General features: G+C 32.5%; 14 protein-coding genes, 2 tRNA genes and 1 other annotated feature. Of the genes, 12 read left to right on the top strand and 4 right to left on the bottom strand.

All coding sequences use genetic code 11. The features are described 5' to 3' along the window. Positions 1–47: 47 nt before the first annotated feature. The 3 genes from rimI to tsaE are packed head-to-tail and all read right to left on the bottom strand — an operon-like array spanning position 48 to position 1,658. Positions 48–497 carry a ribosomal protein S18-alanine N-acetyltransferase gene (gene rimI, locus KPL50_RS06010; RefSeq protein ID WP_216297555.1) on the bottom strand — a complete coding sequence of 150 codons (450 nt, stop codon included), beginning with the start codon at positions 495–497 and terminating at the stop codon, positions 48–50. Further along, positions 490–1,203 (bottom strand): tRNA (adenosine(37)-N6)-threonylcarbamoyltransferase complex dimerization subunit type 1 TsaB, encoded by a 714-nt coding sequence (gene tsaB, locus KPL50_RS06005; RefSeq protein WP_216297554.1) that lies wholly within the window; start codon positions 1,201–1,203, stop codon positions 490–492. Before tsaB ends, rimI begins: the two co-directional genes overlap by 8 nt. Then, the gene (tsaE, locus tag KPL50_RS06000) at positions 1,200–1,658 is read right to left on the bottom strand and encodes a tRNA (adenosine(37)-N6)-threonylcarbamoyltransferase complex ATPase subunit type 1 TsaE (RefSeq protein ID WP_216297553.1); all 459 of its coding nucleotides are present in this window, start codon (positions 1,656–1,658) and stop codon (positions 1,200–1,202) included. The genes tsaB and tsaE overlap by 4 nt, the downstream gene beginning before the upstream one ends. A gap of 184 nt (positions 1,659–1,842) precedes the next feature. On the opposite strand from tsaE, the gene KPL50_RS05995 reads away from it, so the two are divergent. The 12 genes from KPL50_RS05995 (at position 1,843) to KPL50_RS05940 (ending at position 12,352) form a co-directional block, all read left to right on the top strand. Next, positions 1,843–2,463, top strand: coding sequence for a CBS domain-containing protein (locus KPL50_RS05995; RefSeq protein ID WP_216297552.1), 621 nt, complete (start codon positions 1,843–1,845; stop codon positions 2,461–2,463). A gap of 133 nt (positions 2,464–2,596) precedes the next feature. Continuing rightward, positions 2,597–2,672 (top strand) — tRNA-Trp (locus tag KPL50_RS05990). A 25-nt stretch (positions 2,673–2,697) separates the two neighbouring features. After that, positions 2,698–2,773, top strand: a tRNA-Trp gene (locus tag KPL50_RS05985). A 141-nt stretch (positions 2,774–2,914) separates the two neighbouring features. Then, entirely contained in the window at positions 2,915–3,895 is a 981-nt protein-coding gene (locus tag KPL50_RS05980) for an NAD(P)/FAD-dependent oxidoreductase (protein WP_216297551.1), read from the top strand. 150 nt (positions 3,896–4,045) lie between these two features. After that, positions 4,046–4,311: a binding site (T-box leader), on the top strand. A 165-nt stretch (positions 4,312–4,476) separates the two neighbouring features. Continuing rightward, a complete protein-coding gene (cysK, locus tag KPL50_RS05975; RefSeq protein WP_216297550.1) occupies positions 4,477–5,388 on the top strand; it encodes a cysteine synthase A in 912 nt (303 codons plus the stop codon). 35 nt (positions 5,389–5,423) lie between these two features. Further along, positions 5,424–6,008, top strand: coding sequence for a serine O-acetyltransferase EpsC (epsC, locus tag KPL50_RS05970; protein ID WP_253200475.1), 585 nt, complete (start codon positions 5,424–5,426; stop codon positions 6,006–6,008). 15 nt (positions 6,009–6,023) lie between these two features. Continuing rightward, positions 6,024–7,016: a tRNA epoxyqueuosine(34) reductase QueG gene (gene queG / locus KPL50_RS05965; protein ID WP_216297548.1), complete on the top strand. Its 993-nt coding sequence runs from the start codon at positions 6,024–6,026 to the stop codon at positions 7,014–7,016. A gap of 39 nt (positions 7,017–7,055) precedes the next feature. Then, the gene (locus KPL50_RS05960) at positions 7,056–7,763 is read left to right on the top strand and encodes a 1-acyl-sn-glycerol-3-phosphate acyltransferase (RefSeq protein WP_216297547.1); all 708 of its coding nucleotides are present in this window, start codon (positions 7,056–7,058) and stop codon (positions 7,761–7,763) included. A gap of 291 nt (positions 7,764–8,054) precedes the next feature. Then, on the top strand, positions 8,055–9,248 hold the full coding sequence (locus KPL50_RS05955; RefSeq protein WP_216297546.1) for a glycine C-acetyltransferase: 1,194 nt from the start codon (positions 8,055–8,057) through the stop codon (positions 9,246–9,248). Positions 9,249–9,347: 99 nt separating this feature from the next. Beyond that, positions 9,348–10,307, top strand: a complete 960-nt coding sequence (locus tag KPL50_RS05950) for an L-threonine 3-dehydrogenase (protein ID WP_216297545.1) — start codon at positions 9,348–9,350, stop codon at positions 10,305–10,307. Positions 10,308–10,466: 159 nt separating this feature from the next. Then, on the top strand, positions 10,467–11,096 hold the full coding sequence (nth, locus tag KPL50_RS05945; protein WP_216297544.1) for an endonuclease III: 630 nt from the start codon (positions 10,467–10,469) through the stop codon (positions 11,094–11,096). Positions 11,097–11,179: 83 nt separating this feature from the next. Then, positions 11,180–12,352, top strand: coding sequence for an NADP-dependent malic enzyme (locus tag KPL50_RS05940; protein WP_216297543.1), 1,173 nt, complete (start codon positions 11,180–11,182; stop codon positions 12,350–12,352). A 64-nt stretch (positions 12,353–12,416) separates the two neighbouring features. Here the strand turns inward: KPL50_RS05940 and KPL50_RS05935 are convergent, their stop codons facing one another. Further along, on the bottom strand, positions 12,417–12,905 hold the full coding sequence (locus tag KPL50_RS05935) for a thioredoxin family protein (RefSeq protein ID WP_216297542.1): 489 nt from the start codon (positions 12,903–12,905) through the stop codon (positions 12,417–12,419). Positions 12,906–12,911: the final 6 nt, after the last annotated feature.

The following is a 12,911-nucleotide window of genomic DNA, read 5'->3' as shown; positions in this document are numbered from 1 at the left end:
GTACCTATTCTATAGGTACCCCTTTACGTTAGTTTTTTTATTTTAATCTATAGGTTGCGATTCCACATAATTACAGCATCCTCATTATTGTCTTCATAATAATGAGGTCTAATGCTTACCTTTTCAAAACCATGTTTTTCATATAAGTTTATAGCCTGAAAATTAGAACTTCTAACTTCTAAGGTTATAGCCGTAACCTTTTGTTTTCTACAAATTCTGAATAAGGCTTCTACAATTAGATCTCCACCACCATAGCCACGGGCATTAGGGTGAATTGCAACATTAGTAATATGTGCTTCATCTATAATTATCCACATGCCGCCATAGCCTACTATAGAATCGCCCTTCTTTAATATTACATATTTAGCAAATTTATTATCTAATTCACTTTGGAGGGATTCAAAACTCCAGGAAATAGGGAAGCTTAGTTCACTAATATTGAGGATAGGTTTTATAGAAGAACTATCCATTGGGCAAATTTTAAAATCGCTATTCATTTTTATTTTGCCTCATTTTTTCTTCGTACTCCCGCTCTGCTTGGGGTTTTCTAAGGTAAATAGGTACCGATGCGTATAAATCATCGAAGGTTCCCTTAGATAATAGCTTAAGACCTAATTCTCCCAGAGATGAGGCCTTAGCCAAATTTAAATGCGCTGGCGCAAAGCTTATATTAGGCAAATGTGCTATAAGCTTATCTTTGAATTTAGGAACTCCATCGCCTACAAAAGAAATATTGCAGTTTTTCTCTTTAAGCATATTAATTAATTCATCTATAGAAATATTTATATAGTCAGTAATGCGGTTAAGCTGGCAATTGTTAAAAGTATATAAGGCTGTATAAACATTATCCCGTAGTGCATCTAGTATGGGGCAGACAATGCCATCCGTATATGCTAAGTTATATGCTAAAGAATCTAAAGTAGATACAGTTACAAAGGGCTTTCCTGTACCCTGGCTAAGACCTTTAATGGTAGACAGGCCTATTCTAAGCCCTGTAAAGGAACCTGGTCCCTTTGAGGCTACAAAGGCATCTATATCACTTATACACATTCCTGTATTATTAAGTAATTCATCAATTATAGGCATAAGTATTAGTGAATGTTGCTTTTTATAGTTAAAAGTTATCTCAGAAAGCACATTGTCATCCTCAAGGATGGCACAAGTTGCGGATGCAGTTGCAGAATCTATACTTAGAATCTTCATATTTTCAGCTCCTTTATATAATCGTATCTTCTATCTAAATATTTCATATTAATTTTTCTGTAATTATCTCCAAATTCAGGGAGCTTTTCTATGTTAATGGTTAAGTTATTTGGCGGAATCAATTCCTCAATATAATTAGCCCATTCAATAATACTAACGGCATCACTAAATATATATTCATCAAAGCCTATAGCTTCTATTTCATCCGGATCATTTACCCTGTATACATCAAAATGAAATAATTTTAAACGACCTGAATATTCATTTACAATCGTAAAAGTAGGGCTTGTAACATGATCTTCAATACCTAAACCTTTTGCAATTCCCTTTGTTAAATGAGTTTTGCCAGTGCCGAGATCACCAATTAAACATATTATATCACCTGGATTAACAAGCGAACCTATTAGTTCTCCTATTTTATAAGTTTCTTCTACTGTAGTTACTACAAATTCCATAAGTTTCACCTCACTAGATATTTTATCCTAAAATATAAAAAAAGAAAAGGTAATATAGGAGATTGACCATAATATATACTTTTATTTCTACTAAATATATTTCTAAAATAAAAAACAATTGTTTATACTTAAATTATAAAATAATGTATAATAGCTTATATACCTTATTAAGGAGGGGAAAATAATGTTTGTTAATAATTTGATGCTATTAAAAGAAAAATTAATTACGGTAACACCAAAGGTGACAATAGGTAAAGCTTTAGAAATTATGGATGAAAACAATTTTTTATCAATTCCTGTAACTGAGGGTAATAAATTCATTGGATCAATTTCAAAAGAAAGAATATATACTTATTATTATGAAAATTGTCTTGATAAGAAATGCTTGTTATCTGATTTTGTAGTTGAAAACGTTATGAGGACTGATGTACCTGTTATTAATCCAATGCAACAAGCAGAAGAAGCGGCACATTTTTTAGAGACAAGAAGTGTTTCATTTGTTGCAGTAGTAGATAACAATGGTGATTTTAAGGGCATAGTTACACATCATGCTATATTTCATCAATTTACTGAGCTATTTGGGCTTAACAAAGGAAAACGTTTAGCAGTTATAGCTTATGATATTCAAGGGCAGATTTCTAAGCTTTCAAAAATAATAACTGAAAACAAAGGCGATATAATTAGCTTTGTAGTTATTGATCCAAAAAGTCTTACTGAGGTTAAAGAAATTGTTGTAAGACTTGAAACTGAAAATTTCGATGACATCGTTTCAAAAGTAAAGGCCGCTGGTTTTAAAGTAGAATAATTCGTTAGTACTAAAGTAAGCATTAAGAAGCACAGAGTGTATATGCGATAGTTTTCTGTGTTTCTTAAAATGTCATTAAAATATAAAATGCTTGCATTTATTAAAAATACATGATACAATTTGAATGTATTTTAGGGGTATAGCTCAGTTGGTAGAGTAGTGGTCTCCAAAACCATTGGTTGTAGGTTCGAGCCCTACTACCCCTGCCATTTTTAAAAATTTTATACGCAATAAAGGGGTATGGCTCAATTGGTAGAGTAGTGGTCTCCAAAACCATTGGTTGTAGGTTCGAGTCCTACTACCCCTGCCAAATAAAACCTGTGAAATTATTTTCACGGGTTTTTGCGTTTATTTATAATGGATTATCAAATTTTAATATTAGACATTCCAAAAATAGACTAGCATATTGACTAGTTATTTTTTGGGATGCATTGAAATAGGAGGGTATGTAATGCAGCAATATGACATAGTAGTAATCGGAGGAGGTCCGGCAGGTCTTGCAGCTGCTATTTCAGCTAAAGAAAACTATGAAGGGAAAATTTTAATTTTGGAAAGGGAAAATCAATTGGGCGGAACAATAAATCAGTGTATCCATAATGGATTTGGACTAAGCACCTTTGGCGAAGATTTGACTGGACCAGAATATGTGCAGAAATTTATAGATAAAGTTAATAAACTGGGTATTTCATACAAAGTAGACACTACGGTGTTAAATTTAAGTGATACTAAAGAAATTAATGCAGTGAATACTTATGATGGAGTCTTTAAAATAAGAGCTAAAGTTATAATAATTGCCACCGGGTGCAGAGAGAGACCAAGGGGCTTTTCTAATCTTGCGGGTAGTACCTGTGCAGGCATATACACTGTTGGGGCCGCGCAGAAATTTGTAAATATAGAGGGATATATGCCAGGAAAACAAATAATCATATTAGGTACAGGAGATATTGCATTAAAAATGGCAAGTAGACTCTCCATTGAGGGAGCTAATGTTAAAGCTGTAGTTGAAAGTAAAGATTATATTGATGCAGTTGATAAAAAACTAGGTACTTTCCTTAATGATTTTAATATACCATTGAGAACAAAGCAAAAGGTCATTGCCATTGCAGGCAAAAGTAGAATTGAAGGCGTTACTTTAGTAAAGTTAGATAATAATAATGAGGTTATTAAAGGTAGCGATGAATATATTTCTTGTGATGCATTACTTTTATCTGTAAAGTTATATCCAGACAATGAACTCGCAAAACAAGCAAAAATAGAAATTGATTCATCAACGGGGCAAATTCAATTAAATGAAAAATCACAAACTAATATAGCTGGTATTTTTGCTTGCGGAAATGTAACTCTCGGGTATGATTTTTCAGAAAGTATTATAAAGCAAAGCCGGAAGATAGGTATTGCTACGACTCAATACTTAAAGAATAATAAGATTTAGGCAAAAACTGTTAGTTTATTCTAACAGTTTTTTTATTATAAAGAATATTTACAATGAAAAAATATATGAATAAAAAATGAAATAGTATTGACATATTTAAATGTTAAGAATATAATATAATAAAGAAAAGTAATTCATACTAAAATACTAGGAAATACTGAGAAAAAGGAAAGTAATATAAGAAGAATGTACAGAGAGAGAGTCTAAAGCTGAGAAGATTCTTATGGGAAGCTTATATGAAGTGCCCTTTGGAGTTGTGCACCGAATTAGGTATTTTAATATACCTTTGGTAGGCTGCATCGGGATTCCCCCGTTATAGGGATAGAGCATAGCGCTGTGCTTGAAAAAGTGGCTTTATAATTACTATGGTGATTATAACTTAGAGTGGGACCACGAAGCAAAACTTCGTCTCTAGATTTAGAGGGAGTTTTTTTTGTATTTAAAAACTTCCTAGAAAATACACTGATAAAAATATAATTGTTGTTTTTAGCGAATTATATGAATGTAGAAATATATGAATGAAGAAATATAGATAGTTGTTGATGAAAAATTAATTATTTTAAATTTGGAGGGATATTATTATGATGTATAACAACGTTTTAGATATGATAGGAGCAACACCGGTTTTAAAATTAAATAAATTAGTGGAGGGTGATATGGCTGATATTTATGTGAAACTGGAAAAGTTTAATCCAGCTGGAAGCATAAAAGATAGAGCAGCTCTTGGAATGATAGAAAAAGCTGAGAAATTAGGACTATTAAAAGAAGGATTCACCATAGTTGAGCCATCTAGTGGAAATATGGGAATAGCACTAGCAATGATCGGAAGAATTAAAGGTTATGAGGTAATTATTGTTATGCCAGATACTATGAGCGTTGAAAGACGGAATTTAATTAAGGCATATGGAGCACAACTTGTGCTTACTGATGGTACCAAAGGTATGAAGGGTGCTATAAATAAGGCTAAGGAGATAGCGGAGGGGAAACCTAGTTTCTTTATACCTCAGCAATTTACTAATTTAGCAAATCCAGAAAAGCATTATGCCACAACCGCAGAAGAAATAATGGAAGACGTGGTGGATATAGATATTTTTGTAGCGGGAGTAGGCACCGGCGGAACAATTGCTGGAGTAGGAAAAAGATTAAAAGAAATTAAACAAGGTATTAAAGTAGTTGCGGTTGAACCAGAAAAATCTCCTGTATTATCAGGGGGAGAACCTGGACCACATAAAATACAAGGAATAGGAGCAGGTTTCACACCAGATATTTATGATGCTAATGTTGTTGATGAAATAATAAAAATATCTGATGAAGAAGCCTTCAAGATAACAAAACTAATGGCCAGTGAAGAAGGCATATTAGTAGGAATTTCAACAGGTGCTAATATTGCAGCAGCTATAAAAATTGCCAAAAAGATAGGCAAGGGTAAAAAAATTGTTACGGTTGCACCTGATGGAGGAGAAAAATATATTTCCATGGGCATTTATGACTAAATTTATATTGAAGTTTTATAGGGGTGAAGAATTATATGCTTAAAATGTTAAAATATGAAATTAAGAATGTATTAGAAAAGGATCCAGCAGCTAAGAATTGGGTGGAAGTAATATTTCTATATCCTTCTACCCATGCTATAATATTATATAGAATAGCTCATTTTCTATATAATCATAAAGTCTATTTTATATCTAGAGCTATATCTCAGATTGCAAGATTTTTTACTGGGATAGAAATTCATCCAGGAGCTCAAATAGGTAAAGGATTATTTATAGATCATGGAATGGGAGTAGTAATAGGAGAAACCACGGAAATAGGAGATAATGTAACCTTGTACCAAGGAGTTACACTTGGCGGAACGGGTAAGGATAAAGGTAAAAGACATCCTACTTTAGGGGATGATGTGGTGGTGGGTGCTGGCGCAAAAATTTTGGGGCCAATTAAAATAGGGTCTGGCAGTAAGATCGGTGCCAATGCTGTGGTTTTAAAAGATGTATTAGCTAAGGCCACTGCTGTTGGGATTCCAGCTAGAGTAATTTTTATGAAAGCTATCCCTATAATAGAGATTAAGGATTATTTAGGGAAAACTAAAAGAATGTATAATGATATGGTGATATAAAGAAGGACTGACAATATGAATATTAAGGAAGAAATAATAGGGTTTTGTAAAAAACAAGGAATAGACACAATAGGATTTAGCGAATGTAGGATTTTTCATGAGCTAAATCCTTATTTTGACGCAAGAAAAAAGCGTGGACTAGAAAATGAGTTTGAGGAGCATAGTGTAGATAAGAGAATAAATCCATTTTTGTATATGCCAGAGGGAAAAACTATAATTTCTATTGCATTTCCATATATATATGATTTAGATTTTAGCCAAAGCGCATATTTTTCTAAATATACCCTGGGACGAGATTATCATGCAGTTACGACTGAGTATATGGAGAAGGTTTGTAAATTCATTGAGGGTGTGGGAGGAAAAGCTATGTCTTTTGTTGATAGCAATGCGCTACCAGAGAGATATATTGCCTGCAATAGTGGAGTGGGATTCATAGGAAAAAATAATACACTTATAACGGAAAAATACGGATCATATGTTTTTTTAGGAGAAATTATAACAGATTTGATAATCTTACCTGATAAACCACTTGTACAAAAATGTGGTAAGTGTGAGATGTGTTTACAAGCATGCCCTACAAATTCTATAGTGAAGGGAGTCTCAGGAATAAACAATGATGCCAATATATGCCTTTCCTACATAACTCAGAAAAAACATATAGAGGATTCTTGGTTTGAAAAATTAGATGGGAGACTATTTGGTTGTGATACCTGTCAGAGGGCTTGCCCATACAACAGTGAAATCCAGTTTAGCACTATTAGTGAATTCAAACCCTATGAATATATGGAAAATATGGACTTAAAAGCTTTAATGAATATGGACAATGACTTATTTAAAGACAAGTATAAGATAACTTCTTGTGGGTGGAGAGGGAAAAATATACTTAAAAGGAATGCGATTATTAATGCGGTTTTAACTGAAAAAATTAAGATTATAAATATAGGGAAGGAAACATCACCTTATATAAGGGATTATTATTATAGACTTTTAAAGTTTTTCAATTTATAATAATTATATAAATACTTTTTTATGAAAGGTGGAATTTTAATGATTTCTCCAATAATGCTCCGAATAATAGATATTTTACCAGATAAAGTGGTATCATTTATAGCAAATAAATTGCTGGATACATATATTAATAAATATGCAAATATAAAAACCCATGGAATGGAAAAAATTGCGGATATAAAGTCTCCAATGATTTTTATATGTAATCATCTAAGTAATGCTGATGGTATAATTATGAACAGGCTATTAAAGGATCAAAATGTAACTTTTGTTGCTGGTATAAAGCTAACAGATAATAAGCTTACTAAACTAGGATTCCACGTGGCTAAGACTATAAATATAAAACCTAATTCTGCAGATAAGGAAGCTATATCTAAAATTGTTAATACGTTAAAACAAGGAAATAATATTATGATTTTTCCAGAAGGGACCAGAAGTAGAAATGGGAAAATGGCAGAAGCTAAGAAGGGTCTTTTATTAATGGCTAAATTATCAAAGGCAACAATTATTCCCATGGGCATATGGGGCACAGAAAAGTTATTACCAATTAATGAAACAAACATGGCATCGGAAAAATTTAATTATGCAGATGTAAATATTAATATTGGTGAACCTATTATGCTTCCAAGCAAAAATGTCGAGGAAGATAAAAATCAGTATCATGATAGGGCCATGCATGAAATTATGGTGAGTATAGCAGTGTTACTTCCAGAGCAATATAGAGGAGTATATTCCGATTCCAATTAGGTAATAATTAATAATAAGTAATAAAAACAAGAAATTCTGTTTAAGAACTGAAATCTTGTTTTTTTAAATATATCTTATATAAACGAGCTTATTAGTGGTATAATGAGTATTAATGGTGAAAAAAAATCATAAATTTAAAAAAATAAAAGAAATATTGCTTTTAGGATAGAGAATTTATAATTTGATTTGGCATTTCGAGATAAAAGATATATAATGGACTTGTGATTAAATATGAAATTCTTATATATTTTTATAGGAATATACAAAAAAAAAGTTTGGAGGCATGTTATCATGGGAAGTAAAGTATTAGGAAAATTTTTAAAAGAGAATTTAGATGATTTGAAAAGTAAAGGTTTGTATAACGTAATTAATATATTAAAAAGTTCAAATGGACCTGTTATTACAATAGGGGATAAGGAGTTAATTAACTTATCTTCAAATAACTACTTAGGTCTTGCAACAAATCCTAGAATGATTGAAGCTACTATTGAAGCAACTAAGGAATATGGTACAGGAGCAGGTGCAGTTAGAACAATAAATGGTACTTTAGAGATTCATACTAAATTGGAACAAAAACTTGCTGAATTTAAACATACAGAGGCATCTATTGCTTTCCAATCAGGATTCAATTGTAATATGGGAGCAATTTCAGCAGTAATGAATAAAAAAGATGCTATTCTTTCAGATTCACTAAATCATGCATCAATAATAGATGGGTGTAGATTATCTGGAGCCAAAATCATAAGAGTAGAACATTCAGATATGGTAGATTTAAGAAATAAGGCAAAAGAAGCAGTAGAGTCAGGCTTATATGAGAAAATTATGGTTATCACTGATGGTGTATTCTCTATGGATGGTGATGTTGCCAAACTTCCTGAAATTGTAAAAATAGCAGAAGAGTTTGATTTAATAACGTACGTAGATGATGCTCACGGTTCAGGAGTAATGGGAAAAGGTGCAGGTACTGTACATCATTTTGGGTTGTCAGATAAGATAGACTTTCAAATTGGTACATTATCTAAGGCTATTGGCGTTGTAGGTGGATATGTAGCTGGAACAAGGGACTTAATTGATTGGCTTATGGTTCGCGCTAGACCATTCCTTTTCTCAACATCACTAACACCAGGAGCAGCAGGTGCTGCAATTGAAGCTATTAACATTCTTACAGAAAGTACTGAGCTTCATGATAAACTTTGGGAGAATGCAAATTATTTAAAGAAGGGGTTAAAAGACCTTGGATTTGATATTGGAAATAGTGAAACTCCAATTACTCCATGTATAATAGGAGATGAACTTAAAACTCAAGAATTCAGTAAGAAACTATTTGAAGAGGGCGTTTACGCAAAATCAATAGTTTTCCCAACTGTTAGAAAAGGAACTGGAAGGGTAAGAAATATGCCTACAGCAGCACATACAAAAGAAATGTTAGATAATGCATTAGCTATTTATGAAAAAGTTGGTAAAGAAATGAAGATAATAAAATAAATAACAATTAGATATAACGCCTAATAAATAGGTGTTATATCTATGAATTTAAACGTTTACAATATTATGCATTAATTAGCTAAATATGGAGGGAATATAATGAAAAAAATATTAGTAACAGGAGCCTTAGGACAAATAGGTTCAGAACTTGTAATGAAAATGAGAGAAATTTATGGTAGTGAAAATGTAATCGCAACAGATTTAAGAAAGCTAGAGGGTAGCCCTGTAGTTACGACCGGTCCTTTTGAACTATTGGATGTAACTGATCATAAAGCTATGCTGGAACTTGCTAAAAAATATGAAATAGATACATTAGTTCATTTAGCAGCTTTATTATCAGCAACAGCAGAAGCAAAACCACTGCTGGCTTGGAATATAAACATGGGTGGACTTGTAAACGCTTTAGAAGTTGCAAGAGAAGTAAAGTGCAAGTTCTTTACACCAAGTTCTATAGGTGCATTTGGACCATCTACGCCTAAAGATAATACTCCACAAGATACAATTCAAAGACCAACAACTATGTATGGTGTAAATAAAGTTGCAGGAGAATTATTATGTGATTATTACTATAAAAAATTTGGTGTTGATACAAGAGGAGTTCGGTTCCCAGGACTAATTTCTTATGAAGTTCTTCCAGGAGGCGGTACAACTGATTATGCAGTTGACATATACTATGAAGCATTAAAATCAGGCAAGTACACCTCATTCATTGCGAGTGGTACAAAGATGGATATGATGTATATGCCAGATGCAATAAATGCAATAATTAATTTATTGGAAGCTGATGCATCAAAATTAATACATAGAAATGCATTTAATATTGCAGCTATGAGTTTTGAGCCAGAAGAAATAGCGGCTGAAATCAAAAAACATATGCCTGGTTTTATTATGGATTATAATGTAGATCCAATAAGACAAGGAATCGCTGATTCATGGCCAAATTCAATGGATTCAACTTGTGCTAAAAATGAGTGGGGATTTGTAGCTGAATATGATTTAGCAAAAATGACTACTGATATGCTTCAAAAGCTACGTGCTAAAGGAATTGGCGCAAAGTAATAGTTATAATTTATACGCTGTTTTCCTCATGTAGGGGTAAACAGCGTATTTTTATTAATCAATTTATAATTAAAAAATTTAGAATTAAATTATTTTGGCATAGAGTGTGATAAAATAATCCTAAGGAAATAGTTAGATAGTAAAAAGTGGGTGATTTATATGAATAAGAAAACAATTAAAGCAGTGCTTGAAATTCTTAATGAAACATATGCAGGAGCAAAGTGTGGCCTTGATTTCACTAATCATTATGAACTTTTAGTTTCAACTATATTATCAGCGCAATGTACTGACCAGCGAGTAAATATTGTTACAAAAGAGCTATATAAGGAATATAATACACCGGTCGCTATGATTACACTATCACAAGAAGAACTAGGAGAGAAAATTAAAAGCTGTGGGTTTTATAATAATAAGAGTAAAAATATTTTAGGTGCTACAAAGCTTATATTAGAAAAACATGATGGTGAGGTGCCAAGCACTATGGAAGAACTAATAGAACTGAGTGGTGTAGGTAGGAAAACTGCTAATGTGGTATTATCCAATGCTTTTGGTATTCCGGCAATTGCTGTTGATACCCATGTTTTTAGAGTTTCAAAAAGAATAGGGCTTGCCTCAGGAAAAAACGTAGAAGAGGTAGAGCAGCAACTTATGAAAAATATTCCTAGAAAAATGTGGAGTGATGCCCATCATTATATTATATGGCATGGCCGAAAAATATGTAAAGCAAGGAAGCCTAATTGTGAGATGTGTCCTATAGCACCCTATTGTGAATTTTTAAATGGAAAGTAGATATTTATATGCTTATTTTATAAAAGTATAAATATTAAATTAGCAATCAATATAGATACCCGAGAAAGCAAGGAGGCTTATAAATGTCAATACAAGAAGAATCATTAAAAATGCATAAAGAGAATAGAGGAGTATTAGAAATAATAGGAAAAGTAAAACTTGAAAATAAACATGATTTGGCTATAGCTTATACCCCGGGGGTAGCGGAGCCTTGTTTAGAAATCGCAAAAGACAAAAATAAAGTTTATGATTATACTATAAAGGGAAATACAGTAGCTATAGTTACTAACGGTACAGCAGTTCTTGGACTTGGTAATATTGGACCAGAGGCAGGACTACCTGTAATGGAAGGTAAAGCATTATTATTCAAAAAATTTGGAGGTATAGATGCTTTCCCTATATGTTTGGATACTGAAGATCCAGAAGAAATTATAAGAACTGTTAAGTTGATTTCGCCTGTATTTGGGGGGATAAATCTTGAAGATATAAAAGCGCCAGAGTGTTTTTACATAGAAAAAAGATTAAAAGAGGAATTGGATATACCTGTATTCCATGATGATCAACATGGCACTGCAATAGTGGTTTTAGCGGGGCTTTATAATGCTTTAAAACTAGTTAACAAGAAACTAGAAACTGCAAATATAGTAATTAATGGAGCGGGTTCAGCTGGGATTGCAGTATGCAAGTTATTACTAAGTGCTGGTGCTGTAAATATATTACTCTGTGATAAACATGGAGCGTTAGTGGAAGGCGATGCTATTTTAAATCCAGCTCAAGCTGAAATTGCTAAAAATACAAACCGTGATTTTGAAAGAGGAACCTTAAAACAAGTACTTATAGGTAAAGATGTTTTTATAGGAGTATCTGCACCAGGAGTCTTAACTGGTGAAATGGTTTCAACTATGAATAGTGATAGTATAGTCTTCGCTATGGCCAATCCAACCCCAGAAATTATGCCGGGTCTTGCTAAAGAAGCAGGGGCCATTGTAGTGGCTACGGGAAGATCAGACTTTCCTAATCAAATAAATAATGTTCTGGTTTTTCCGGGAATATTCAAGGGTGCTTTAACTGTTAGATCAAAGGAAATTAATGATGAAATGAAACTTGGAGCAGCTAGGGGAATTGCTAATTTAATTAGCGATGAGGAATTATCTGCAGATTATATAATTCCAGATGCTTTTGATCTTCGAGTTTGTGAATCAGTAGCAAGCGAAGTTATGAGGGTAGCAAAGAAAATGGGAATAAATAGAGTTTAACTAAGAAATGAGAGTTAAAAATTAAACTCCCCCTAATGGCAGGGGGAGTTTAATTTTATAGGATTTATAAAATTATATCTAAAAGTTCTTGTTCAATAATAGAATTATATTTTCCTAGCCTATAATCATTAACTAGATTTTTCTTTTCTTCAATTTTTAATGGAATCATTTTTTCCAATAGTTCTTTTGGAAACTCTACATAAGCACCCTTTGGATTCATTTCACCATCAAAAGTTATAATAGTTGGAATACGATTAGCACCTGTGTATTCTTCTAAAAAGTTTTCGTAACCAGTTTTGGGAAAGCAATATAAGTTTATGTTTTTATTTTCCTGTGCCATTCTTTTAAGGAAGGGGAGCGTAACAATGCAATCAGGGCAATACCCCTCAGAAAAAACTGCTACATTAACAATGGAAGTTAAGTTCTGCAGAGACTGCTTAGCGCTCGAAGACAAATTAGTAGAATTATAAGTTGTAAGCTGTATGTCACCATATTCTAGTTTTGATTTTTCCAAATACTCTTCAAAAGTTATACCTTTTGATAAGTTTATCATAATTAA

The sequence above is a fragment of the Clostridium sp. CF012 genome, assembly GCF_018861755.1.
In the GTDB taxonomy this organism is placed as follows: domain Bacteria; phylum Bacillota; class Clostridia; order Clostridiales; family Clostridiaceae; genus Clostridium_AD.
Note: the sequence above shows the minus strand (reverse complement) of the source record. Positions and strands in the feature narration are given on the sequence as shown.

Bases quoted from the DNA above. Each gene is read 5' to 3' on its own strand.
- KPL50_RS05955 (WP_216297546.1), top strand. From the start codon at position 8,055: ATGGGAAGTAAAGTATTAGGAAAATTTTTAAAAGAGAATTTAGATGAT.
- KPL50_RS05995 (WP_216297552.1), top strand. From the start codon at position 1,843: ATGTTTGTTAATAATTTGATGCTATTAAAAGAAAAATTAATTACGGTA.
- KPL50_RS05980 (WP_216297551.1), top strand. From the start codon at position 2,915: ATGCAGCAATATGACATAGTAGTAATCGGAGGAGGTCCGGCAGGTCTT.
- rimI (WP_216297555.1), bottom strand. From the start codon at position 497: ATGAATAGCGATTTTAAAATTTGCCCAATGGATAGTTCTTCTATAAAA.
- KPL50_RS05935 (WP_216297542.1), bottom strand. From the start codon at position 12,905: ATGATAAACTTATCAAAAGGTATAACTTTTGAAGAGTATTTGGAAAAA.
- KPL50_RS05940 (WP_216297543.1), top strand. From the start codon at position 11,180: ATGTCAATACAAGAAGAATCATTAAAAATGCATAAAGAGAATAGAGGA.
- tsaB (WP_216297554.1), bottom strand. From the start codon at position 1,203: ATGAAGATTCTAAGTATAGATTCTGCAACTGCATCCGCAACTTGTGCC.
- queG (WP_216297548.1), top strand. From the start codon at position 6,024: ATGAATATTAAGGAAGAAATAATAGGGTTTTGTAAAAAACAAGGAATA.
- cysK (WP_216297550.1), top strand. From the start codon at position 4,477: ATGATGTATAACAACGTTTTAGATATGATAGGAGCAACACCGGTTTTA.
- epsC (WP_253200475.1), top strand. From the start codon at position 5,424: ATGCTTAAAATGTTAAAATATGAAATTAAGAATGTATTAGAAAAGGAT.
- KPL50_RS05950 (WP_216297545.1), top strand. From the start codon at position 9,348: ATGAAAAAAATATTAGTAACAGGAGCCTTAGGACAAATAGGTTCAGAA.
- KPL50_RS05960 (WP_216297547.1), top strand. From the start codon at position 7,056: ATGATTTCTCCAATAATGCTCCGAATAATAGATATTTTACCAGATAAA.
- nth (WP_216297544.1), top strand. From the start codon at position 10,467: ATGAATAAGAAAACAATTAAAGCAGTGCTTGAAATTCTTAATGAAACA.
- tsaE (WP_216297553.1), bottom strand. From the start codon at position 1,658: ATGGAATTTGTAGTAACTACAGTAGAAGAAACTTATAAAATAGGAGAA.